This window comes from Pectobacterium parvum (assembly GCF_020971565.1).
Classification (GTDB): domain Bacteria; phylum Pseudomonadota; class Gammaproteobacteria; order Enterobacterales; family Enterobacteriaceae; genus Pectobacterium; species Pectobacterium polare.
Genome location: NZ_CP087392.1, coordinates 4608524 through 4632223 on the forward strand (window position 1 = coordinate 4608524; position 23700 = coordinate 4632223).

Annotated in this window: 20 protein-coding genes; 8 read left to right on the forward strand and 12 right to left on the reverse strand. The window is 55.5% G+C overall.

What is annotated here, in order from left to right:
• Nucleotides 1-11: 11 nt before the first annotated feature.
• Entirely contained in the window at nt 12-641 is a 630-nt protein-coding gene (gene fabR / locus LOZ86_RS20805) for an HTH-type transcriptional repressor FabR (protein WP_039486831.1), read from the reverse strand.
• 211 nt (nt 642-852) lie between these two features.
• Here fabR and sthA point away from each other — a divergent pair, with 211 nt between their 5' ends.
• Nucleotides 853-2259: a Si-specific NAD(P)(+) transhydrogenase gene (gene sthA / locus LOZ86_RS20810; RefSeq protein WP_012772922.1), complete on the forward strand. Its 1407-nt coding sequence runs from the start codon at nt 853-855 to the stop codon at nt 2257-2259.
• Here the strand turns inward: sthA and oxyR are convergent.
• The 10 genes from oxyR to metB all read right to left on the reverse strand — a co-directional run bounded on the left by oxyR (nt 2251) and on the right by metB (nt 14979).
• The gene (gene oxyR, locus LOZ86_RS20815) at nt 2251-3159 is read right to left on the reverse strand and encodes a DNA-binding transcriptional regulator OxyR (RefSeq protein ID WP_230242725.1); all 909 of its coding nucleotides are present in this window, start codon (nt 3157-3159) and stop codon (nt 2251-2253) included. The genes sthA and oxyR overlap by 9 nt on opposite strands.
• A 635-nt stretch (nt 3160-3794) precedes the next feature.
• Nucleotides 3795-4691 carry a methylenetetrahydrofolate reductase gene (metF, locus tag LOZ86_RS20820; protein WP_039486828.1) on the reverse strand — a complete coding sequence of 299 codons (897 nt, stop codon included), beginning with the start codon at nt 4689-4691 and terminating at the stop codon, nt 3795-3797.
• A 513-nt stretch (nt 4692-5204) separates the two neighbouring features.
• Entirely contained in the window at nt 5205-5966 is a 762-nt protein-coding gene (locus LOZ86_RS20825) for a phosphodiesterase (protein ID WP_230242726.1), read from the reverse strand.
• 47 nt (nt 5967-6013) lie between these two features.
• The gene (locus LOZ86_RS20830; RefSeq protein WP_039486824.1) at nt 6014-7018 is read right to left on the reverse strand and encodes a LacI family DNA-binding transcriptional regulator; all 1005 of its coding nucleotides are present in this window, start codon (nt 7016-7018) and stop codon (nt 6014-6016) included.
• Nucleotides 7015-7821, reverse strand: a complete 807-nt coding sequence (locus LOZ86_RS20835; protein WP_039514083.1) for an ABC transporter permease — start codon at nt 7819-7821, stop codon at nt 7015-7017. The genes LOZ86_RS20830 and LOZ86_RS20835 overlap by 4 nt, the downstream gene beginning before the upstream one ends.
• Nucleotides 7818-8657, reverse strand: a complete 840-nt coding sequence (locus tag LOZ86_RS20840) for an ABC transporter permease (protein ID WP_230242733.1) — start codon at nt 8655-8657, stop codon at nt 7818-7820. The genes LOZ86_RS20835 and LOZ86_RS20840 overlap by 4 nt, the downstream gene beginning before the upstream one ends.
• A 183-nt stretch (nt 8658-8840) precedes the next feature.
• Nucleotides 8841-9974, reverse strand: coding sequence for an extracellular solute-binding protein (locus LOZ86_RS20845; protein WP_039486817.1), 1134 nt, complete (start codon nt 9972-9974; stop codon nt 8841-8843).
• A 22-nt stretch (nt 9975-9996) separates the two neighbouring features.
• Entirely contained in the window at nt 9997-11163 is a 1167-nt protein-coding gene (locus LOZ86_RS20850) for an ABC transporter ATP-binding protein (RefSeq protein WP_039514084.1), read from the reverse strand.
• A gap of 217 nt (nt 11164-11380) precedes the next feature.
• Nucleotides 11381-13816, reverse strand: a complete 2436-nt coding sequence (locus tag LOZ86_RS20855) for a bifunctional aspartate kinase/homoserine dehydrogenase II (protein ID WP_039514087.1) — start codon at nt 13814-13816, stop codon at nt 11381-11383.
• A 2-nt stretch (nt 13817-13818) separates the two neighbouring features.
• Nucleotides 13819-14979, reverse strand: a complete 1161-nt coding sequence (gene metB / locus LOZ86_RS20860; RefSeq protein ID WP_039281157.1) for a cystathionine gamma-synthase — start codon at nt 14977-14979, stop codon at nt 13819-13821.
• A gap of 187 nt (nt 14980-15166) precedes the next feature.
• Between metB and metJ the strand changes: the two genes are divergently transcribed.
• From metJ to LOZ86_RS20880, 4 genes are all read left to right on the forward strand, one after another.
• Entirely contained in the window at nt 15167-15484 is a 318-nt protein-coding gene (metJ, locus tag LOZ86_RS20865) for a met regulon transcriptional regulator MetJ (protein WP_005973355.1), read from the forward strand.
• 227 nt (nt 15485-15711) lie between these two features.
• Nucleotides 15712-16509, forward strand: a complete 798-nt coding sequence (locus LOZ86_RS20870; protein ID WP_010299273.1) for an ABC transporter ATP-binding protein — start codon at nt 15712-15714, stop codon at nt 16507-16509.
• 9 nt (nt 16510-16518) lie between these two features.
• Entirely contained in the window at nt 16519-17481 is a 963-nt protein-coding gene (locus LOZ86_RS20875; RefSeq protein WP_111778569.1) for an ABC transporter substrate-binding protein, read from the forward strand.
• On the forward strand, nt 17478-18491 hold the full coding sequence (locus LOZ86_RS20880) for a FecCD family ABC transporter permease (protein WP_230242735.1): 1014 nt from the start codon (nt 17478-17480) through the stop codon (nt 18489-18491). Before LOZ86_RS20875 ends, LOZ86_RS20880 begins: the two co-directional genes overlap by 4 nt.
• Before the next feature lie 71 nt (nt 18492-18562).
• Here the strand turns inward: LOZ86_RS20880 and rpmE are convergent, their stop codons facing one another.
• The gene (gene rpmE, locus LOZ86_RS20885; RefSeq protein ID WP_010281510.1) at nt 18563-18778 is read right to left on the reverse strand and encodes a 50S ribosomal protein L31; all 216 of its coding nucleotides are present in this window, start codon (nt 18776-18778) and stop codon (nt 18563-18565) included.
• A 272-nt stretch (nt 18779-19050) separates the two neighbouring features.
• Here rpmE and priA point away from each other — a divergent pair, with 272 nt between their 5' ends.
• The 3 genes from priA (at nt 19051) to ftsN (ending at nt 23652) form a co-directional block, all read left to right on the forward strand.
• On the forward strand, nt 19051-21249 hold the full coding sequence (gene priA / locus LOZ86_RS20890) for a primosomal protein N' (protein WP_111778571.1): 2199 nt from the start codon (nt 19051-19053) through the stop codon (nt 21247-21249).
• Nucleotides 21250-21519: 270 nt separating this feature from the next.
• Nucleotides 21520-22563 carry a DNA-binding transcriptional regulator CytR gene (gene cytR, locus LOZ86_RS20895; protein ID WP_039486805.1) on the forward strand — a complete coding sequence of 348 codons (1044 nt, stop codon included), beginning with the start codon at nt 21520-21522 and terminating at the stop codon, nt 22561-22563.
• 213 nt (nt 22564-22776) lie between these two features.
• Complete coding sequence (ftsN, locus tag LOZ86_RS20900; protein ID WP_072012428.1) at nt 22777-23652, forward strand: cell division protein FtsN; 876 nt, start codon at nt 22777-22779, stop codon at nt 23650-23652.
• The last annotated feature ends 48 nt before the right edge of the window (nt 23653-23700 follow it).

Sequence of the window (23700 nt, forward strand, 5' to 3'; positions counted from 1 at the left end):
GTATTGAGGATTTATGGCACGGTAAAGCTACTATCGTGTTCTTTTCTGTACCAGTAATAAGCACCTTTGGCGATCATCCGCAGTTGCAGTACTAACCGCTCTTCCAGCTGTTTACGCTGTTCCAGAGAAACATCCAGGGCTTCCGCCCCCGCGCTGAAAACAATGGTCACCATCGCTTCCGACTGCGCTTCCGCGAAACTGCGGGGAATATGATTTTCCACCTCAAGATAATCCGCCAGTTCAGCGATAAAATGCTGAATCTCCCGCGCGACCGCCGCACGGAACGCTGCCGACGTCCCTGAGCGCTCACGCAGCAAGAGCCGGAACGCATTAGGATTATTGCCGATAAATTCCATGAAGGTGGAAACTGACGTCCTGATGATGCTACCGGTTTTGGCGATACGCTGCCGAGCCTGCCGCATTAACTGGCGCAACATCAGCCCGCTTTCGTCAACCATTGTCAGCCCCAGCTCATCCACGTCACGAAAATGACGATAGAAAGACGTCGGCGCGATACCCGCTTCGCGAGCAACTTCACGCAGACTCAGGCTGGCAAAACTCCGCTCAGCGCTTAACTGGCTAAATGCAGCTTCAATAAGGGAACGACGAGTCCGTTCTTTTTGTTGTGCTCTGACACCCATTATGCTGCCCAAATGATCTACTCCCCTTTCCAGAGGGGCACTATAGCAAACTTTATTGTCCGCAGAATGAGACAAAGTTTGCCATATTAAGAATGTGAGAATCTGTTTCCATAGTAAAGGCAGGGATGATTGGGTTCTACCGCAGTCGATGTTACAATGCGCAATGTTACAATCGCGTTATTAATTTGTATAAAAACAGGTTTAACCTACCATGACTCTAGAACATCAATTCGATTACGATGCCATCGTTATTGGTTCCGGTCCCGGCGGTGAAGGTGCAGCAATGGGATTGGCCAAGCACGGCGCCAAAATTGCGGTGATTGAACGCCACTACAATGTCGGCGGCGGCTGTACCCACTGGGGTACGATTCCTTCTAAAGCCCTCCGCCACGCCGTCAGCCGTATTATCGAGTTCAATCAAAACCCCCTCTACAGTGACAACTCCCGCATTATTCGCTCCTCATTTTCCGACATCCTGCGCCACGCCGACAGCGTCATTGGTCAGCAAACCCGTATGCGACAAGGATTCTATGAGCGTAATCAGTGTGAGTTGTTTTCTGGTGAAGCCAGCTTCATCGATGCACATACGATTGCCGTTCATTACCCAGACAATACCCATGAAACGCTGACCGCCGCGAATATCATTATCGCGACCGGTTCACGTCCGTATCATCCGGCAGAAGTCGACTTCAACCACCCACGCATTTATGACAGCGATTCGATTCTGCAACTCGACCACGAGCCTCAGCACGTCATCATTTATGGCGCGGGCGTTATCGGCTGCGAATACGCCTCTATCTTTCGCGGCCTGAGCGTGAAGGTCGATTTAATCAATACCCGCGATAGGCTGCTGGCCTTTCTCGATCAGGAAATGTCGGATGCCCTGTCTTACCATTTCTGGAACAACGGCGTGGTGATTCGCCACAACGAAGAGTTCGAGAGTATTGAAGGGCTGTCTGACGGCGTTATCGTTAATCTGAAGTCAGGCAAAAAGATGAAGGCAGACTGCCTGCTTTATGCCAACGGACGCACGGGTAACACGGAAACGCTGGGGCTGGAGAATATTGGCCTGAGCACCGACAGTCGCGGCCAGCTCAAGGTCAATAGCATGTACCAGACGGCGCTGGCGCATATTTATGCCATCGGCGATGTCATTGGCTATCCGAGCCTGGCATCAGCAGCGTACGATCAGGGTCGGCTTGCCGCACAGGCGATTATCAAAGGCGATGCCAGCGCGCATCTGATCGAAGATATCCCAACCGGCATTTATACCATCCCGGAAATCAGCTCCGTGGGGAAAACCGAGCAAGAGCTCACCGCGATGAAAGTGCCTTATGAAGTCGGGCGGGCACAGTTCAAACATCTGGCACGGGCGCAAATTGTTGGGATGAATGTGGGGAGCTTGAAGATTCTGTTTCACCGTGAAACGAAACAGATTCTGGGAATTCACTGCTTTGGTGAGCGCGCCGCTGAGATTATCCACATCGGGCAGGCCATCATGGAACAGAAAGGTGAAGGTAATACTATCGAATATTTCGTTAATACCACCTTCAACTATCCAACCATGGCAGAAGCGTACCGTGTAGCGGCGCTGAATGGGCTTAACCGCTTATTTTGACAGGGTTTCCATATAGCCCTGCATATGCTCGCGGATGGTATCAGCAAGTTGCTCATAACGTCCGCGCAGCGGTGAACCGGGGCGATACACCAGTGCGATAGTACGCTTGGGCTCCGGTTTATAGCACGGCAAATAGCAGACGCCATCGCGTTCGCGTTCTCGCGGAACAGACAATGCTGGCAGCAGCGTAATACCGCTTCCGGCTGCGACCATGTTGCGCAGCGTCTCCAGACTAGTCGCCCGGAAATGCGTATCTTCATCCGCCCCCGCCTGAAAACAGAAGCCCATCGCCTGATCGCGCAGGCAGTGGCCGTCTTCCAGCATCAGCAGTTTTTCACCCGCGAGATCGGACATCGCCACACGTTCACGGTTCGCCCAAGGGTGATCCTGATAAATCGCCAGCTTCATCGGCTCGTCGAAGAGGGGAACTTCAATAAAGGCTTCAGACTCTTTCACCATCGCCAGAATGGCGCAGTCCAGTTTGCCGCTGTCCAACTGGGCCAGCAACTGAGGGGTCTGCGCTTCGTGCAGGTACATTTCGAGTTTGGGAAACGTGCGATGCAGCATCGGAATGATTTGCGGCAGCAGATAAGGCCCTACGGTGGGGATCAGGCCAATGTGCAGCGGCCCGGACATGGTTTCACCCTGCTGGCTCGCCATCTCTTTTAATACTTTGACCTCGCGTAATACCGTTCTTGCTTGCTCGACCAGCAGCAGCCCAGCCTGCGTAAACAAGACCTTACGACTGGTTCGTTCCAGCAGCATCACGCCGAGTTCATCTTCCAGTTTACGAATCTGTCCACTGAGTGTTGGCTGACTCACATGGCAGGAATCTGCCGCACGCCGAAAGTGACGATGTTCTGCCAGCGCGACAAGATACTCTAAATCCCGAATATTCATTATTATTCTCCTTATCATGATAGCTAACAGCGATAGATAGGATATCAATGAACGATAATCCCTATCAACATCCAAAATGAATAATATATCCCACCAAAGCGTATCTATTTATTTCTACAGGAATAAAACAATATTTTTACGATTTCGGTACCACTTGGGCATACCTACACACCTTCCGCCACGCTATAACAAGCAGACTGACATCTTCAAGCGATTTGGCAGCGACAGCATTTTGTGTGTATCAGCCAACGATACTCCCGCGATCGACACTGGGAAATCTGACCAGCAGGCAAAGTCATTAACGGTATGGGAATAAGCGGAGAGAAATATAGGATTCGAATAGTCAGGGGGATGATTCATAACGCCGCCGAGCGGTCATCGTACTGTTATGAATAATAGAAACGAGTATTTATAGGAACGACTAGCGATAAAAACGGGATAAGAGATAAAAACAGGCGCTGGCGATAATCATTGAATCGGTCAGTCGCGGTCGGTCGAATTGCATGAATAGGAATCTCATCCCTGAGACTCCTCCTTTTCAGAGCCGCCGTAAGTGACGTTGAAAGGCATTCCAATACCGTTACTCTTCGTCACCGCGTTGCGGCCTCTTTCTTCCTGAAATCTTGCGTGTCGCCTCAGCGTGCTACATCAGGGCGGACACCCAGCGTATGGCAAATCGCATAGCTCAGCTCCGCGCGGTTCAGCGTATAGAAATGGAAATCTTTTACGCCTTCGCGGCTGAGAATTTTCACCATATCCATGGCGATAGACGCCCCCACCATTTTGCGGGTTTCTGGATCGTTATCCAGACCGTCAAACATGCTCGTCATCCAGTTCGGCACGCGGACGTTGGTCATCGTGGCAAATTTTTGCAACTGCTTGAAGTTCGATACTGGCAGAATACCCGGCACAATTTCTACATCAATGCCCGTCGCTACACAGCGGTCACGGAACCGCAAATAGCTTTCTACGTCGAAAAAGAACTGTGTGATAGCGCGATTCGCGCCAGCATCAATTTTGTGTTTCAGGTTAATCAGGTCAGCCTGCGCGCTTTTCGCTTCAGGGTGTACTTCAGGATAGGCGGCAACGGAAATATCGAAATCACCGACTTCTTTCAACAGGGAAACCAGATCCGCCGCGTACATGTCCGGTTTGCCACCTTCAGGAGGCAAGTCGCCGCGCAGCGCGACAATATGGCGGATACCGCTCTCCCAGTAATCCTGAGCGATTTCACGCAGCTGTTCGCGTGAAGCATCGATGCAGGTCAGGTGAGGTGCCGCTTCCAGGCCGGTACGCTCTTTAATCGTTTTGATAATGCTGTGAGTACGGTCACGCTCGCCAGAGTTCGCCCCGTAAGTCACGGAAACAAACTTGGGTTTCAGGCTGCTCAGTCGATCAATAGAACTCCACAGGGTGTCTTCCATATCGCTGGTACGCGGCGGGAAAAATTCGAATGACACATTAATGCGTCCCTGTAATTCCGCCAGACTTTGATTCAGCGCTTCCCGCTGGTTTGCGTGAAAAAAGCTCATACCTGCTACCCCGTTGACCGTGACTGTTATTATCATTCGCTACACGTCTATACGTTTAGACGTCTATATAGAAAATGACGTAATCCGCTTAAAGAGTCAACGTTTTTCAGCACGACAAGCCGTGATGATTGCTCACGCTAAATGAAAAAAGTTCATGATGGGTTTCTCGCAAAAGTGCTGTCTCTTCATCACATTGTTATGTAGGTGCGGAGACGGTTTCGTGCGTCACAATATTGCTATTCCATGCTACTTCATCGCACACGCCCGACACGGGGCGGCTCACACGCCGCTCGCCCCGTGACCCCTGGCTTTCGGCGGGAATTATGCCGCTGACGCGGTACCTTCGTCGGTATCTGGCTTTACGGACCGCTTGCGACACGTTCCCGACGTGGCGCAAGCTTTCGCCGCGTCCTGCGGCTCATCCTAATCCAGCTATCTCCTCAGCATAATTTTTTACGCCGGATAACGGCAAAACCGTCTCTCAGGCTACATAAACGAAAGGGGGATACGCCGTCAGGCGCAGGGGAAATCGTGAAAATGTACGGTATGCCCTTCTTCTGTCGTCAGGAAAATAGCGTACTGCGGAGCTTCCAGGCTGACCTCAAATCCCGGAGCGAAACGCAGTGCGGACTGGTGATTGGTGCCGCGTATCGTGCTGAACGATATGCCTCGCCAGCTGCCGCTAGCAGGCCGATGCACGTGCCCCGCAGAAATATGACGCACATTGCCGAAACGGTGACACACTTGAGACAGCGCGTCTGCTGCCTCGGGTGCCAATCGAACGCTATCCAGCGCCGGAAGCCCGATCGACATCGGAGGGTGATGCAGGAACAGGAACACGTTCTTTCCTTCCGCGGCCTGAAGCTGTTGCTCCAGCCACGCCAGCCGCGCTGAACACAGCGTTCCGCCCACCTCACCAGCCTGCAACGAGTCCAGCAGAATGACGCAATCATCCCCCACGGGCGCGACGCTCTGCACAAACCCGTTTTCATCCACCAGCGTCGGGAACTGGGCTAAAAACGTCTCCCGGTCGTCGTGATTCCCCCTCGTCACACGCCAGGGAAGCTGTAGCTCGGACAGCGCCGAGGCCAGAAACGCATAGGATGCCGCACTGCCGTCATCGGACAGATCGCCGGAGATGACCACCAGATCGGCATCGCAATGGTGTGCGTTGATATCGGCAATCGCCGCTTTCAGTTGCTGTTCCGGGTCGCGACCATGCAAATTACCGCCTTGTGCGGTCAGATGGAGGTCGGAGAGTTGAATCAGTTTCATATGTATCCTCGGTTTCACTATCGACGCGCTATCGCCTGCCAGTACCGTTATGCCGACTGGCGGCGGATGAGCGGGGCAGCCACTTTTGCTCGACACGCAGGTTCTTGTACCTGAGACTGGCGTCGATCGAGCAACGCCAACGCCTGTGCCGCCATCGTTGCGGGATCCTGACGAAACGTCGTCAACGCATAGGCATCCCACCCCGCGGCCGGAATATCATCAAACCCGATGACCATGAGATCCTGCGGAACGGCAAGCCCACACTGCTTTGCGCGATCGATCACGCCGAACGCGACTAAATCGTTAACACAGAACACCGCATCTGGTCTGACGCTTTCCGGGAGCGAAAACAGCTTCTGCCCCACCGCCAGCCCATCGTCATAATCTGTATCAGTGCCGCGCACTACGGCCACGGGCAGCCCTAACGCGCATGCCTCCTCACAAAACGCCTGCTCGCGTTCAATAATATTGGGCGTTGCCGACGCCGCTCCAGCCAAAGCCAAACGCGTTCTGCCCGATGAGGCAAACAGCCGCGCAGCCATACGCGCGGCTGTGTCATTATCGATGTGTACGCTGTCACACGCCGGTTCGTGCCGCCCAATAACAATCAGCGGCTGGCCATTTAGCTGCGCCAGTTCGACAAATTCTTTTGGCGGCGAGCCGGAAAGCACAATCGTCGCTTCCGCACGGTGACCAAACAGAATCGAACGCGCGGCGGCCATCGCTTCCCGCACATGACCAGTATTGATGAGCACAGGAATCGAACCGCGTTGGATTAACGCCTGCGACAGCTCTGCAACCAAATTGGCGCGAAACCCAACCTCGGGGTGTGTCACCACCAGCCCAACCAGACGGCTGCTGTTCGCCAGCAGGCCGCGTGCCAGATCGTTAACCTGATAGCCTAGCTCCTGCGCCGCCGTCATCACTTTGGCGTAGGTGGCAGCCGACACGCTTGCGCCGGGGGTAAAACTGCGGGACACCGCCGAGCGCGATACACCAGCCCGACGAGCAACATCCTGTGCGCTAACGTAGCCCTGTTTACCTGCCGTCATTTCCCTATCCTTGCCATTACGTCGGCTTTCAAAAAACGCTCCACCACCAGCATGAACAGCACAGAAGGAATCAGCAGCACCAGCGCGGTAATGGAAGCGATCTGATAGTTACCGCCCGCCCCCGCGGTATAGAGCAGCAGTGGCATCATCTGCACATCCGGTGCGCCTACAAAATAGCTGCCGGTAAACTCATCCAGCGATTCGAGGAAAACGAAGATGGCCGATGCCATCAACCCCGGCATAGCCAGCGGCAGGGTGATATCGACAAAAGCACGCCACGGCCCGGCACCAATTGAACGCGCCGCCTGCTCCATTTCACGCCCCACTGCCGAGAACGCCGCCGAGGCGATCCAGACCGCAAAGACCAGACCATGAACCGTGTGAACCAGCACCACGCCCAGCAGCGTGCCGTTCAGCCCCCACTGATAGAACAGGCGAGCGATGTTGACGTACACCGTCAGATTCGGAAACGCCTGCGGTATCAGGAAGATCAGCAGTATCAGGCCACGGGCGGGCAGCGGTAAACGCGCCAGCGCATACCCCGCCGGAATCGCCAGCAGCAGCGAGGCCAGCACCGTGAACACCGCTACCATCACGCTATTCCCCAGCGCTTCCCAGGCCACGCCGCGCGGTGAAAACACCCGTTCCCAGAAGGCGAAGCCCCACTCATTGGGCAGCAGGTGAGGATAGAACCATTTTTCCGCCACCGACCACAGCAGGAGGTTAGCCAGGGGCCCAAAGATCAAGAAGATCAGTGTCCCCAGAATCAGCATTCTCGGGATCCACCACAGTACGTTCTTCATGCCTTCTCCCTCATATTCAGGCGGAGATAAATCACGGCAAACAAACCGGTCATCAGCAGGGAAATCACCCCCAACGCATTCGCCACGCCATAATCGCCGTAGGCGTTAATGCGGAAGGCAATGTTGGCGGTTAGCATCGTCGGCGACTGGGCATTGATCATCATCGGTACAGACAGCACCGACATCATGGTGACGAAAGAGAGAATGAGTCCGGTGAGCAGCGTTTGCCCAACCTGAGGCACTACAATTTCACACAGGATACGCAAGCGCGATGCGCCTAAGTTACGGGCGGACTCGATCATCGTGCGATCCAGCGATGCCATCGCGCCCGCGACCAGCAGCGCCACAAACGGCGTCTGTTTCCAGACGAAGGCAAACACGATACCGCGCCAGTCCAGCCAGTTGCTGGCGCTGGCCATATCGACAATGCCGAGCGTATCCAGAGCGCCATTCAACCAGCCGTTCTTGGCCAGAAACGTGCGTGAAATTTGCCCAGTCACGATAAACGGGATAAACAGCGGCCAGCGATAGACCCAGCGCAGCAGCGCCACCATGCGCGGACTTTCCCCCAGAGTCAGGTAGCCGCCGATCATGACGGACAGCAGGCCAATCAGCAGCGTCGCGAGGCTCACAATCAGTAAGGTAAACAGAATATCGGGCAGATAGAGCGTTAATGCCGTGACAAAGTTATCAATGCCCACGCCATTTTGACTGACAAAAGCGCCCCCAACCGACAGCCCCAGCGGCGTGATAAAACAGACAGCCACCACCGCCAGCGCGGGTAGCACAAGCGCGATACCCGCCAGTCGGGAAGAGAATTGGGATACTTGCAACATGAATGTCTCCGCGCTCTGGCTTCATCCCGCCAGAGCGCATGTGGTACTAGGTGTATATACCCTAAATAATTCGAGTTGCATGAAGGCGGCAACCGCACGAGTCCCCAGGAGCTTACTCAGGTAAGTGACTGGGGTGAGTAAGGGCGGCCAACGCACAAGCAGCTTGAAGTATGACGGGTATAATTACTTCGCCATCGCCTGCTCATAGGCGTTCAGGATCGCAGTGTGATAAGGCGCGATAGGGAACGTCTTGCCTTTGCTCGCCAGTTCATCAGGCGTCACATCCGTGAACAGACGCTGCCAGACAGCGGGCTTCAACTCTGCCTCAACGTACTTGGCATCGATCCCCGGATACCAGTTAAAGCGTTCCACAATCCCTTCGGCCTGCACTTTGGCGCTGGTTGCCAGTTCGACAAACTGTTTAGCCAGATCGCGGTTTGGTGCCTGCGCAGGGATGACATAGTGCATCGGCTGCCCCGGCATACCGGGCGCAGGAAGCAGCAATTTGAAATTGTCCGGCAGCTGTCCGCTCGCTTTCCAGGAATAGAACATGTCGACCCACACCGGTCCCATCGCGATTTCGCCGCGACTCAACATATCGAGCGTGCCAGCGTTGCCCGGCGTCAGCGTCACGTTCTTGTTAAAGGCTTTCAGGCGCTCAAACGCCGGTTGCCATTTCTGTGCTTCCGTGTCATCAAATGGTCCATTCATCAGCTTCTGGGCATCGCCGCCGTAAGCATAAATCCAGCCCATGACGAAGCTGACGCCCGATGCGCCACCCTTAATGCCGTTGTAGCCGAACATCTTCGGATTCGCGGCGGCCCACTGCTGGATTTCGTCATAGCTTTTAGGCGGATTCGCGACCATGCTGGGGTTATAGGCCAGCGCCGTCTGGCTGCTGAACATCGGCATAACGTAGCCTTTCACGTCCGTGCCCATGGCTTTATCCGCTGCGGCCATGCTGACCAGCTTGCCACTGGCGATATCATCGCGATATTTCAGCAGGTCACCCTTTTGCACCATCGGGCCGACAAATTTCTCGTGCACAACCGCCACATCGGTGTCCCAGACCTTGGCACCAGCGGCCTGCTGTGCATTGAAGCGCTCAAGAATTTTCTGCGACCCCGCATCACCCGGTCCGGTGCCGACGGCGCGAACTTTTACGCCGGGATGCTGTTTCTCAAACAGCGGCCCCAGATATTCATTGACATAGTCGACCATGTTTTGGTCACCCGCCGTCAACACCGTTAATTCCTGTGCCTGTACTGCCGCCAGCGGCGTACTCATCATCAGCGTTGCAGCAAAAATGCGTTTCATATCATTGGTCTCCAATTCAGGATCAGGCCGTCAGGCCGGGAAGCGGGGAATAAAGTGAAGTGGTATCCGGTACCGCCGTCGAAGATGTCGCCTCTTCTGCCAGCGGGAAAAGAAACAGCGCCTCGGCAGGGATCTGCACCGCAACCCGCTGCCCGATGGCAAAGGGATGCGACGCATGAACCTGTATCCGCCAGGTGCCGCTGGAAATCGTATGCAGCCAGTATCCGCCGGGGTAGCTTTGTGCTTGTACCGTGCCGTAGCGCATCAACATGCCGGGCTGGATGAGCGGGACGTCCGCCGGATCGTAAAGACAAGCGGCTTCCGCACGAAAACGCGCTTCTATCGCGCCGGGCGGTAGCGACGTATTCGCTGGCACCAGCGAATGACTCTCGGCATCACCGGGAATCATCAGCGTGTCGCCGTCATAGCGCGCTTCCAGCACAAGCCGATTTTCCGCACCCATAAACGCCGCGACAAACGAGCTGGCCGGATGGTGATACACCTCTTGCGGGCTACCCGCCTGCATGATGCGACCCTGATTCAAAATCACGATGCGATCCGCCATCACCATCGCTTCTTCGCGATCGTGCGTCACGTGGATCGCAGTCAATCCCAGCCGCTGTTGCAGCGCACGGATCTCATCACGCAGCTGTAGACGAATGCGGGCATCCAGATTGGAGAGCGGTTCGTCCAGCAGCAGAATATCGGGCCGTACCGCCAGTGCACGCCCCAAAGCAACTCGCTGGCGCTGTCCACCGGACAGTTCTGCGGGCTTACGGGCGCTCAGGCCCGTCAACCCAAGCATGGTTTCCAATTCCGCCACACGGCTGGCAATTTCCGCACGCGGGACGCGGCGCAAACGCAGTCCGTAAGCAATATGCTGTGCCACCGTCATGTGCGGCCACAGCGCATAGCTCTGAAACACCAGCGCCATTCCGCGTTTCTCTGGCGGCGCTTGCGTCATATCCTGTCCGTTAACGCGAATCGCCCCCGCTCGCGGTGACGAGAACCCAGCGACAGTACGCAGTAACGTTGTCTTGCCGCACCCTGACGAGCCGAGTAACGCCACGAATTCGCCCTGCGCAATCTCCAGATGGATATCATTCAATACGGCGGTCGTGCCGTATCCAACATGTAGGTGGTCGATGACAATGTGCGGGGCTGCCGCAGAGGAAGTTGTTTTTTGCACAGCTGTGCATTCCACGATAATAAAACAATGCGCTGATTGTGCGGTGACATCGTGTCAGTGGCGTGTTGTCACTGTGACATTTCAATGACACGACTGATGGGGAAGATAGCGGTGGAAATTTTTTAGCGAGAAGGGAAACGAGGGAATAGGTCTCTTGAGTATTGGCCATCTCCCCAAACGCGGAGACGGCCAACGGTAGGTTGCGCTTACAGCAGATTTACAGTAACTGCGCCAGACGGTTTAGGTCAGATTGAAGCGCACCAGCAGTGACATCACGCCCCGCGCCCGGCCCACGGATAACCAGCGGGTTATCCCGATACCAGCGGCTTTCGATCGCAAACACGTTATCACCCGGCAACAGCGAGGCCAGCGGATGATCGGGGCGAACCGCTTCAACGCCCACGCGCGCTTTACCATTGCTGTCAAAGCGTGCGACGTGACGCAGAACCAAGCCCATTTCCTGTGCCGCTTCCAGACGACGCAGCATTTGCTCGTTCAGCGAATCGCCATTCTCGAAGAAGTAATCGACAGAACCCTGCTCACAGCCCGGCGGTACCAGCGACTCAACCCGAACCTGACTCGGTTCGATGTCATAGCCCGCTTCACGCGCCAGAATCACCAACTTACGCATGACGTCCTGACCAGAGAGGTCAACACGCGGATCAGGTTCGGTCAGCCCCTGCTGGCAAGCCTGATCGACTAGTTCGGTGAACGGTACAGTGCCGTCAAACTGCAAGAACAGCCAGGAAAGCGTGCCGGAGAAAATCCCGCTAATCGCCAGAATACTGTCACCGCTTTCACGTAAATCACGGACGGCAAAGTTAACCGGTAAACCCGCACCGACGGTCGAGTTATACAACCAGTGACGATCCGTTTTCGCGAACGCGTCGCGGATCTGGCGATAGTTATTACCGCCGGATGCACCCGCTAGCTTGTTAGCGCTGATAACGTGGAAACCATAGCTGGCGAAATCCAGATACAGATCGGCGACCGATTCACTGGCGGTGACGTCCAACACCACCAAATCATCGAAGGGATGCGCACACATCCACAGGAACAGATCTTCACCATCCCGCTCTTGCGCTTCATTTTCGAAGAAAGCCAACGCGCGACTGGCATCCAGTCCGTCATAGTTCAACAGGCTACGCGTACTGTCCACCACGCCGGCCAGTACAAACTCAAAACCGGTACGTGCAGACAGATTGCTCTGCTCACGCGCAAACAGCTCCAGCCAGCGTGAACCAATATTCCCTTTGCCAAACAGCACTAATCCGATACGTTTTTCTGCCCGGAACAGCGAATGGTGCAGCCCACGGATCAAATGCTCCGTCGGACCAACACGTAGCACAGCAACCAGACTGATGCCATCATCGGCCTGGCGAACAAATTCAATCGGCTGATCTTTCAACTGCTGATAGAAACGGTGGCTGTGCAGCGGGTTTTTACCCACGCCTGCACCGACCATCGCGACCATCGCCAGCCGATCACGCTGGTTGAGCTCAACGGGTAACGCGGCCTGTGCCAGCAGTTGCAACGCGCTATCCACTACTTCGGAGGTGTAGCACAGTTGCAGCAGGTTACGATCCTGATGAACGCCGATCGCCAGCGGTTTCAGCTGCGCACGGTTCAGAAGCTGTTCGACTTCTTTTTGCAGCAGCACAAAATCGTGTTCAGAAGGAACCTGAACTTCAATCAGGCACACGTCATCATGGCTGGTGACAATTTTGGCACCCGTCCCCGAGGCCAGCACGCGTTCAATACGCGTCGACCCTTGCTCAGGCTGATAGCTGCAACGCAGTTGCAGATCAATATCGCTGCCGGAAACGGGCTGTAAGGTACGCGTATGTAAGACTGGTGCCGCCAGACGCGCCAGTTCACTGGCTTCATCCAGACGCAGCAGCGGCAACAGGCAAGCATCTTTCACTTTGCGCGGATCGGCGCTATATACCCCAGCGACGTCGCTCCAGATGGTCACACGCTCAACGCCCGCCAGCGCACCAATTTGTGTGGCGGAATAGTCACTGCCGTTGCGCCCCAGCAACACCGTTTCACCCGCGTCATTACGGCTGATAAAACCCGTTACCACTAAACGTTGCCCTGCGTGTTGCGTCAGATATTGCTGCAACAGCGGCCAGGAACGGCCTTCATCCACCTGCGGCTGCGCAGCACGTTCCGCACAGAGAAAATCGCGCGCATCCAACCAGGCGGCATTCATATCCCGATGATTCAGCACCGCGGACATCAGGCGAGCCGACCAGATTTCACCGTGCCCAACCACTTCGGCGTAGACGGCATCCGTCATCTTGCCATCCAGCAGCGCAGCCAAACGCTCCAGATCGCGGATAAACTGAGCGGTCAGCGCTTCTGCCTCTTGCGCAGGCAGCAGCCCGGCAATCAGTTCACTGTGGTAGCGACGTAATGCCTGCTGAACCTGATGCGCCGACAGACGGTCGCTTTGGCTCAGTTTCAACCAGCTAATCAGCTGGTTTGTGGTACTGCCTGCGGCAGATACCACCATCAAATCACCGGGGTGGCTATACTCCGCCATAATACCAGCTACGCGCAGGTAACACTTCACATCAGCCAGACTGCTGCCGCCAAACTTATGCAGCTGTCGGCCCGTTACCAATGGCGCTACTCCTAATGCACTCATTCTTACCTCTTGGCTGCGGCTTGAAACGCACGATCCAGATCGGCAACCAGATCATCGCCGTCTTCAATGCCGGTGGAAATACGCAGTAATGTTTCAGAGATACCCGCCGCGGCACGCGCTTCTGGCGCCATGCCGGCATGCGTCATCGTTGCCGCATGAGAGATGAGGCTTTCCACTCCGCCCAGCGATTCCGCCAGTGTGAACAGCTCCAGCGACGCCAGAAAACGGCGCAGCGTGTCTTCATCTCCATCCAGCTCAAAACTTAGCATAGCGCCAAAGCCAGATTGTTGACGGCGGGCAATATCATGGCCGGGATTGTTCGGCAGTGAAGGATGGTACAGCGCCTTCACCAGCGGCTGCGTCTGTAAGAATTCAACCACTTGTTGCGCATTACGCTGCGCGGCCGCCATACGTGGCGATAGGGTACGCAGGCCACGTAGCAGCAGATAGCTGTCAAACGCCGCGCCTGTAACACCAATATTGTTCGCCCACCAGGCCAGTTCAGTAATGGTATCGGCGTCTTTGGCGATCACCGCACCCGCCACCACGTCAGAGTGACCATTCAGGTACTTGGTACATGAATGCACCACCAGATCGGCACCCAACTCCAGCGGCTTCTGCAACGCCGGGCTCAGGAAGGTGTTATCCACCACGCTGACCGCACCCGCTTCACGCGCGGCCTGACAAATCGCGGCAATATCCACGACGCGCAGCAGCGGATTGCTCGGGCTTTCCACCAGCACCAGCTTCGGCTTTTCTGCCAATGCTGCGTTGAGTGCATCGGTGTCACTTTGATCGACAAATTTGACGCGAAACGCGCCGCGCTTGCTCAGGCTGTCAAACAGACGATAGCTGCCGCCGTAGCAATCATGCGGTGCCACCAGCAGATCGCCGGGACGCAGGAACACCGTGCAAACCAGCATAATCGCCGACATCCCGCTGCTCGTCATTACCGCACCCGCACCGCCTTCCAGTTCGGCAAGCGCACGCTGCACAACATCACGCGTGGGGTTACCTCGACGCGAATAGTCATGTGCGCGTGGCTGGTTGAATCCGGTAAAGTTATACGTGCTGGAAAGGTGAATGGGTGGGACGACGCAGCCATACTGCTCATCATCATTTAACCCGCTGCGGACTGCGATCGTTGCCTGTTTACGCGTCATCGGCTCATTTCCTGGCTGGAGGCTGAAAAGATAGGAACTTAAGAGTAAACGCAGTTTTAATAGACGTCAACACATCTAGACATCTAAACTTCTTTGCGTATAGATTGAGCATAAGCATAATAACCGCTAGAATTGTGGCATTTCATGACAGATGCTGTCTTCATTAGATTAATTTTTAAGGTATCCCATGGCTGAGTGGAACGGCGAGTATGTCAGCCCTTACGCTGAACACGGTAAAAAAAGCGAGCAAGTCAAGAAGATAACAGTATCTATCCCATTGAAAGTATTAAAAATACTAACTGATGAACGCACGCGTCGTCAGGTGAACAACCTGCGCCATGCCACCAACAGCGAACTGCTGTGCGAGGCGTTTCTGCACGCGTTCACAGGTCAACCGTTACCGAATGACGAAGACCTGCGTAAAGAACGCAGCGATGAAATTCCTGAAGCCGCGAAAATCATCATGCGTGAAATGGGTATCGACCCGGATACGTGGGAATACTGATCGCGCTTACGCTGTCAATTTTCTAGCTAACCCCGCCCTCTCCGGCGGGGTTTTGCTATGCAGTGCATCCCGCTCGACACATCATTAACCTCTACAACCTCTAATCTCCACCGCTCGCACGTCTTCCGAACGCTTCCTCTTTCATTCATATTGTGAATCGGGATTGCATTTAATTTGTTATGTTATAACATATCATTTTTAGCCTTTGACGGTGATATACCCGCATCATGACAGAGCTTCTCTCCACTAAACCCGTGTTGCTACAGCTTCACCATGTTTCCGTTGCCGATGCCAATCGCACACCGAGGCTCAGTGATATTTCTCTGTCCATGCAGGCTGGAGAGCGTTTGGCGCTGGTTGGGCCCAACGGCAGTGGTAAGTCCACGCTGCTACGCGTGTTAACCAGCGAACTCGGCGCGACAACGGGGTACATCCAGTTGAACGGTCAGCCGTTGAACACACTCAGCCGCCATGAGCGAGCAAAGCGCATCGCGATTCTGGCGCAGAACGATGCACCAGATCTGCGCTTGCGGGTCGCGGAATACGTCGCCTTAGGACGAATTCCACACCACGGATTCAGTACGCCTGCGCAGGATCGTCAACTCATCGAAGAAGCGCTGGACGATACTGGATTATTACCGCTGCGCCACCGCCTGCTGGGCACACTCTCCGGCGGGGAACGTCAACGCGCGGCACTGGCGCGTGCTTTTGCACAAACGCCGCAACTCCTGCTGCTGGATGAACCCACTAACCATCTCGATCCGTTAGCGCGTGCGCAGTTGCTGTCTCTCGTGCGGAAACGCGGTATTTCAACGCTGGCGGTGCTGCACGATCTGCCACTGATAACCCCCTTTGCCGACCGCGTCGCCGTTTTGCAGCAGGGAACGCTACTCCGCTGGGGAACGCCCGCACACGCGCTGAGCGCCGACTGTGTTAAATCCGTATTTGGGATGGAGAGCTTTACGGTGCCGCATCCGCTAAACGGCTCGCCCATCCGCATCTTTGAAGCCCCTGAACTGCACTAAGGAACCATGATGAAAATAACGCTTCTGTCTGGACTGCTGGCATTGACGTCGTGCTGGGCGCACGCCTCTGGTTTTCCGGTCACGGTCGACAGCTGTGGGCAACCGCTCACCTTCACCCAGCCGCCGCAGCGAGCCGTTATTCATGACCTAAACATGACGGAAATGGCGTTTGCGCTTGGGCTACAAAAAAATATCGTCGGGCTGACCGGGATCACCGGCTGGTATAAGGCGCCCCCAGACTTTATCAAGCAGCAGGGCACGATCCCTGAACTGGCAGCAAAATACCCAACGTTAGAAAACCTACTGGCCGTACACCCGGATTTCTTCTTTGCTGGGTGGAACTACGGCATGAAAGTGGGCGGCGAAGTCACCCCGCAATCGCTGAAAAAATACGGCATTCAGACGCTGGTACTCAGCGAAAGCTGCGTGTTCACCGATCAACAGCAACAGCGTCCACGTGCCAGCATGGATCTGCTCTACGGCGACATGCTGAAACTGGGGAAAATTTTCGGTAAGCAGGAACAGGCTCAGGAAAAAATTGACGGCTGGAAACAGCAGATTGCCGAACTGCAAACCCGCATTAGCAATCAGCCAAAGCAGAAGGTTTTTCTGTATGACTCTGGCGACGATAAGCCCTTTACCAGCGGGAAATTCGCCATGCCAACCGCCATCATTGAGGCTGCGGGGGGCAAGAACGTGATGGACGATATGGAAACGAGCTGGGCTTCCACCTCATGGGAAAGCGTGGCGGCTCGCGAACCCGATTTTATTATTTTGCTGGATTACCAGACGGGCAACGGTGCGGATGCGTTAAGGCGCTTTCTGGAATCACACCCTCTGATGAAATTCACCCCAGCCGTACAACATCATCGCTATCTAAAGCTGCAATATGCAGAGCTTACGCCGGGACCGGCGAATATCGCCGCTATTGATAAACTGGCACGCGCACTCTACCCGGACGCCTTTAAGTGAACCCAACGTCTTCACGTTATGCCGCGACCGTCGTTATCGCGCTGCTGATATTGGTTGGGCTGATGCTGTTAAATATTGCGACAGGCAGCACGACGATTCCCCTTACGCAGGTCGCCAGCGTACTGGGGCTATCATCGGCAGACGTCTCGCCGATGACGTCACGCATCATTCTGGAACTGCGCATTCCCCGCAGCCTGCTGGCAGCGCTGTGCGGTGCGGGCTTAGCGATGGTCGGGGCCTTTTTGCAAACGGCAACCCGCAACGATCTGGCCGACCCTTTTCTATTCGGCCTGTCTGCCGGAGCCTCGGCGGGTGCGGTCGCCGTCATCACCCGCTTTGGCGAGCAACTCGGTGACTGGGCGCTGCCGATGGCGGCCTTCTGTGGCGGCATTTTATCGGCCGTCGCCGTGACGGTGTTGTTCCTGCTGCAACAGGCGCGGGGTGCAGAGCGACTGATCATCTGCGGATTGGCGATCTCGTTTCTGTTCGGCGCCCTGACGAACTATCTGGTGTTTTCCGGCGATCAGCGGGCCGCCAGCTCGATTCTTTTCTGGTCACTGGGCGGGCTGGGTCTTGCCCGCTGGGATACATTACCGTTCGCGGTGTTCAGCGTCCTGCTGCTATTCGGCCTCACCGCTCTGCGCTGGCGTGCGCTCGACGCTCTGCTGGCGGGCGGACAAACGGCGGCCTCAATGGGCGTTAATCTGTCCCGCGTACGGGTGGAAATTTTTATCTGCTGCGCGTTCGCCACGTCGCTGTTAGTCGCGCTGACTGGCGTGATCGGTTTTATCGGCCTGATGATTCCTCATCTGGCTCGCCCGTTGAGTGGCGTATTGCACAAGAAGCTGCTGCCGCTGACCGCCGTACTGGGCGCGATACTGCTGTGCGGCGGCGATTGGCTCAGCCGACAGTTGCTGGCCCCCCAGGAATTGCCCCTCGGGATTATTACAGCGGGATTGGGCGGCATTTTCGTTCTGGGGATGCTGGTAAAACGTCAGCAGGGACACTGATACGCCAAAAACAACAAAGGCACCATTCGGTGCCTTTGCAGAAAGTTACTGTACCAATTGGCCAGTAGAACTTATTTTTTAGCGCCTGGTACGGAGAAACGCTTGTTGAAGCGGTCAACGCGGCCACCGGTTGCAACATCACGTTGTTTGCCAGTGTAGAACGGGTGGCATTCGCCACAAACGTCCAGGTTCAGGTCACGGCCCACAGTAGAATGGGTTTTAATCACGTTACCGCAAGAGCAAGTTACAGTAACTGCAGAATAATTCGGGTGAATACCTTTTTTCATGGGGAAACCTCAGTTAAGGCCGTGTCGCTATCCAGCCCTGTTCCGCCAGACACCACACGAAAGTTGTATAAGTAAGTTTCATTATGCAAATGGCATAATGGCGGCGGATCATACAGAATCCGTCACCCTGATGCAATCGCATCCACACATTATCCCTCGCAGCATGTACACTAGCGCCTTGCCTTATTTTCTGCCTGCGTCGCGCATGATACAAACCGCTCGGTTATGTCATTGATCGCCACGCAAATCACGTCGACTATCACGGAGAGGTTATGTCTGTCGCTCAGGTCGCTTTGCCCGTGCCATTGGCACGTACATTCGATTATTTGCTACCCGCAGGAGGCATCGCTCCGCAGGTCGGCGCACGCGTCAGCGTCTCCTTTGGTCACCGTAAAGCGATCGGCATTATTACCGCACTGAGCGACACCAGCGAACTTCCGCTTGAGCAATTAAAACCCGTGCATGACGTGCTGGACGAACAGCCGCTGTTCCCGCCCAGCCTGTGGCGTATTTTGCTGTGGGCAGTCGAGTACTATCACTACCCGATTGGCGAAGTACTGTTCCACGCGCTGCCGATACTACTGCGCCAGGGGAAACCCGCACACCGCGCACCGCTCTGGCAGTGGTTTGCCACCGAACAGGGCCGGGCGACACCGCTCAGCACGCTCAAACGCGCGGCAAAACAGCAGCAGGCGCTGGCGGCCTTACTCCAGTCGCCGCTTTATCGCCATCAGGTAAGCGAAATCGGGCTGACGGAGACAGCGTTGCAGGCGCTGCGTAGCAAAGGGCTGTGCGAATTACAGGCCGCAGAGCAAACGCTTCACGACTGGCGTCAAAGCTTTAGCATGGCAACCGACCGCCTGCGCCTGAATACCGAGCAGGCCACTGCTGTCGGCGCTATCCGCAGCGAAGATAACCACTTTGCCGCCTGGCTGCTCGCAGGCATCACGGGTTCAGGCAAAACTGAAGTCTATCTCAGCGTGCTGGAAAACGTACTGGCGCAGGGCAAGCAAGCGCTGGTATTAGTGCCGGAAATTGGCCTGACGCCGCAAACGATCGCCCGCTTTCGCGAACGATTTAACGCTCCGGTGGATGTGCTGCACTCGGCACTCAACGACAGCGAACGCCTCGCCGTCTGGCTACGCGCCCGCAGCGGTGAAGCTGCCATCGTCATCGGAACGCGGTCGGCGTTATTTACTCCCTTTGCCCGTTTAGGGCTAATTGTGATCGATGAAGAACACGACAGCTCCTACAAACAGCAGGAAGGCTGGCGCTATCACGCCCGTGATTTGGCGGTCTTCCGCGCCAGAGAAGAAGACATTCCCATCGTCATGGGAACGGCGACGCCCGCATTGGAAACGCTGTATAACGTCCAGATCGGCAAGTATCGACGCTTGAATCTGACCAAAAGAGCGGGCAATGCCGCGCTAGCCAAGCAGCACGTCATCGATCTGAAAGGGCTGCCGCTGACGGCCGGATTATCCCAACCGCTGATCACCCGCATCCGCCACCATCTGACGAACGATAATCAGGTTATTTTGTTCCTCAACCGGCGCGGGTTCGCGCCCGTGGTGATGTGCCACGAGTGTGGCTGGATTGCCGAGTGTCAGCGCTGCGATCACTATTATACTTACCACCAACATCAGAAGATGCTGCGCTGCCACCACTGCGACAGCCAGCGTCCGGTGCCACAGCAGTGCCCCAGCTGCGGTTCGACCAATATGGTGCCGGTCGGTCTGGGTACCGAGCAGTTGGAACAAAGTCTTGCGCCGATCTTTCCCGATGTCCCGATCACTCGCATCGATCGTGACACAACCAGCCGTAAAGGGGCGCTTGAGCAGCAGCTCTCGCAGGTCAGGCAGGGGGGCGCACGTCTTCTCATCGGCACACAGATGTTGGCGAAAGGACATCACTTTCCTGACGTGACGCTGGTGGCCTTGCTGGACGTGGACGGATCGCTGTTCTCTGCCGACTTCCGCGCAGCAGAACGTTTTGCGCAGCTCTACACTCAGGTGGCGGGTCGCGCAGGACGTGCGGGCAAGGCAGGCGAAGTGGCGCTACAAACTCACCACCCGGAACACCCACTATTACAAACGCTGCTGCAACAGGGCTACGATGCCTTTGCCAGCCAGGCGCTGACCGAACGGAAAAGCGTTTTTCTGCCGCCGTTTACCAGCCATATTCTCTTCCGCGCTGACGACCACGATAATCAGCAGGCCGCGTTATTCCTCCAGCAGTTGCGTAATTTGCTGGAAGCGAGCCCGCTGCGGGATGAATCACTCTGGCTGCTGGGCCCAGTGCCCGCTTTACAACCCAAACGCGCGGGACGCTTCCGCTGGCAGCTCTTGCTACAGCACCCCTCCAGAGCGCTATTGCAGAAACTGGTCAGAACATCACTGACGCTAATCGGCACGCTGCCGCAGGCGCGTAAAGTGAAATGGATGCTGGATGTCGACCCCACGGACGGTTAGCGTTTCCTGTTAGATCATTTCGGTTTCTTGCCACTCATTTTTTGCGATCGGCGTCGAGAACACGATATTCATCACACTTTCTGTGCAAATTAAGCAACAAAACCTGCGTTCAATCTGTTATCACTGTCTGCGCAGGCCATATGCTGAGCGCGGTGCCATTCAGTTGGCTGACTGCGCCGAAAAGCGGTACCCATTATCATAGAAAGTCGGTAGACAAGGGCGTTCTACTGACAGTCAGCGCCAGTTAACGCTGACGCGAGGAGAAAAGCGTTGAAGCAGAAGAAAGGCGTCACCACGGCGACGATGAAAGACGTGGCGGATGAAGCGGGTGTTTCCACCGCGACCGTATCCCGAACGTTAATGAACCCTGAGAAAGTCTCTGCGACCACCCGTAGGAAGGTCGAGCAGGCTGTCATCGCCGTTGGCTATTCGCCTCACGCCCTCAACAGGAATCTCAAGCGTAACGAATCGCGCACGATCCTGACGATCGTCCCGGATATCTGCGATCCTTATTTCTCCGAAATATTTCGTGGGATCGAGGAAGCAGCGGCCGAACACGGCTATCTGGTGTTGATTGGTGATTGCGCTCACCAGCATCAGAAAGAAAAAACCTTCGTCGACCTGATTATTACCAAGCAGATCGACGGCATGGTGTTACTCGGCTCCAATCTGCCGTTTGACGCAGGCCAGGAAGAGCAGCGTAATCTGCCACCGATGGTGATGGCGAATGAGTTCTCACCGGATCTGGCGCTGCCCACCGTGCATATCGATAACCTGACCGCCGCCTTTGAAGCCGTACATTACCTGTATCAGGCGGGTCATCAGCGCATCGCCTGCATTGCCGGCCCAGAGCACATGCATCTGAGTCAATATCGCCTCCAGGGATATATTCAGGCCCTGCGCCGCAACGGGATGCTTATCGATAACCAGTATATCTTTCGGGGCGATTTCACCTACGAAACCGGGATTAACGGCCTGATTGCGCTGATGCAACATCCTCAGCCGCCCAGTGCGATCTTCTGTCATAGCGACCTCATGGCACTGGGCGTGCTGGCGCAGGCCAGAAAGATGGGATTGGATATCCCGCGCGACCTTTCCGTCATCGGTTTCGACGATATCGAACAGGCGCAGTACAGCTGGCCCCCGCTGACTTCTGTCGCCCAACCGCGTTATCAGATCGGACGCGAAGCAATGCTGCTACTCTTAGAGCAGTTGCAAGGCAACACGGTACAAAGCGGTTCCCGTTTGTTGTCCAGTGAGCTGGTTATACGCGACAGCGTCACCGCGCCGAATTACGCCCGTAACAGGCTTTAAGACTTCAGGTGCTGGTCAAATATTTGAGGGTTCAGTAACATGACCCCCTAATTATATTATGCCCTAAATAATTCGGGTTGCAGGAAGGCGGCAAGCGAGGGAATCCCGATGAGCTTACTCAAGTAAGTGATTCGGGTGAGTGAACGCAGCCAACGCACAGGCAACTTGAAGTATGACGGGTATATTTACCTATCAATTCACAGCGAAACGACAGTGGCACAAAAAGACTACGTGAGCCGGGGACGTTCATCAGGAACGCGTCGGAAAACGACGAATAGCTGGAAAAAAAGCAACGCTTCAGGCGCGTCCAAAACAATGGTCGCACTCGCTGTTGCCGTTTTGGTCACCTTCGCAGGCGGTCTGTATTTTATCGCCCATAATAAACCCGACGATTCACCCGTCCTGCCGCATCAGAATGTGGGAAAAGGTAACGGACTGCCACCCAAGCCGGAAGAACGCTGGCGCTACATTAAAGAACTGGAAAACCGTCAGTTGGGCGTCACGACACCAACGGAACCTTCTGCGGGTGGCAAGATTCAATCGCCAGTGCAGTTGACGGACGAACAGCGCCAGCTCCTGGAACAGATGCAATCTGATATGCGCCGTCAGCCAACGCAGCTTTCCGAAGTGCCGTATAACGACCAGACGCAGGTTCCGCGCTCGCAGGTGACGATTAAGCCACCGACCCAATCTATGCAGCAGCAGCCAGTCGTGACGACGCAGCCCACCACGCGAGCGCCTGTAGTCACGCAAACGGCGCCTGTTGTTCCAAGACAAGACATTCCAAGACAAGAAGCACCAAAACAGGAAGCGCCGAAGCAACAGCCGGCTAAACAGCCTGAAACGCCAAAAGTCGAGAAAGTCCAACGCTGGGCGATTCAGTGTGGTTCCTTCAAAACCATGGACCCTGCCGAATCAGTGAGAGCACAGCTGGCGTTTGCCGGTATCGAAAGCCGCATCACCTCTAACGGCGGCTGGAACCGTATTATGCTGGGGCCTTATAACAACCGTGCTGCCGCAGATAGCATGCTCCAACGCCTTAAAGGCGCGGGCGCATCAAACTGTATTCCTCTTGCCAGCGGGGGTTGAAAAACCCCACGCTTTCCCCCAGCTATAAAATCAATGTGCCCCGAATCA

Coding starts and splice junctions, on each gene's coding strand:
- fabR (WP_039486831.1), bottom strand. CDS start 641: ATGGGTGTCAGAGCACAACAAAAAGAACGGACTCGTCGTTCCCTTATT.
- sthA (WP_012772922.1), top strand. CDS start 853: ATGACTCTAGAACATCAATTCGATTACGATGCCATCGTTATTGGTTCC.
- oxyR (WP_230242725.1), bottom strand. CDS start 3,159: ATGAATATTCGGGATTTAGAGTATCTTGTCGCGCTGGCAGAACATCGT.
- metF (WP_039486828.1), bottom strand. CDS start 4,691: ATGAGCTTTTTTCACGCAAACCAGCGGGAAGCGCTGAATCAAAGTCTG.
- LOZ86_RS20825 (WP_230242726.1), bottom strand. CDS start 5,966: ATGAAACTGATTCAACTCTCCGACCTCCATCTGACCGCACAAGGCGGT.
- LOZ86_RS20830 (WP_039486824.1), bottom strand. CDS start 7,018: ATGACGGCAGGTAAACAGGGCTACGTTAGCGCACAGGATGTTGCTCGT.
- LOZ86_RS20835 (WP_039514083.1), bottom strand. CDS start 7,821: ATGAAGAACGTACTGTGGTGGATCCCGAGAATGCTGATTCTGGGGACA.
- LOZ86_RS20840 (WP_230242733.1), bottom strand. CDS start 8,657: ATGTTGCAAGTATCCCAATTCTCTTCCCGACTGGCGGGTATCGCGCTT.
- LOZ86_RS20845 (WP_039486817.1), bottom strand. CDS start 9,974: ATGAAACGCATTTTTGCTGCAACGCTGATGATGAGTACGCCGCTGGCG.
- LOZ86_RS20855 (WP_039514087.1), bottom strand. CDS start 13,816: ATGAGTGCATTAGGAGTAGCGCCATTGGTAACGGGCCGACAGCTGCAT.
- metB (WP_039281157.1), bottom strand. CDS start 14,979: ATGACGCGTAAACAGGCAACGATCGCAGTCCGCAGCGGGTTAAATGAT.
- metJ (WP_005973355.1), top strand. CDS start 15,167: ATGGCTGAGTGGAACGGCGAGTATGTCAGCCCTTACGCTGAACACGGT.
- LOZ86_RS20870 (WP_010299273.1), top strand. CDS start 15,712: ATGACAGAGCTTCTCTCCACTAAACCCGTGTTGCTACAGCTTCACCAT.
- LOZ86_RS20875 (WP_111778569.1), top strand. CDS start 16,519: ATGAAAATAACGCTTCTGTCTGGACTGCTGGCATTGACGTCGTGCTGG.
- rpmE (WP_010281510.1), bottom strand. CDS start 18,778: ATGAAAAAAGGTATTCACCCGAATTATTCTGCAGTTACTGTAACTTGC.
- priA (WP_111778571.1), top strand. CDS start 19,051: ATGTCTGTCGCTCAGGTCGCTTTGCCCGTGCCATTGGCACGTACATTC.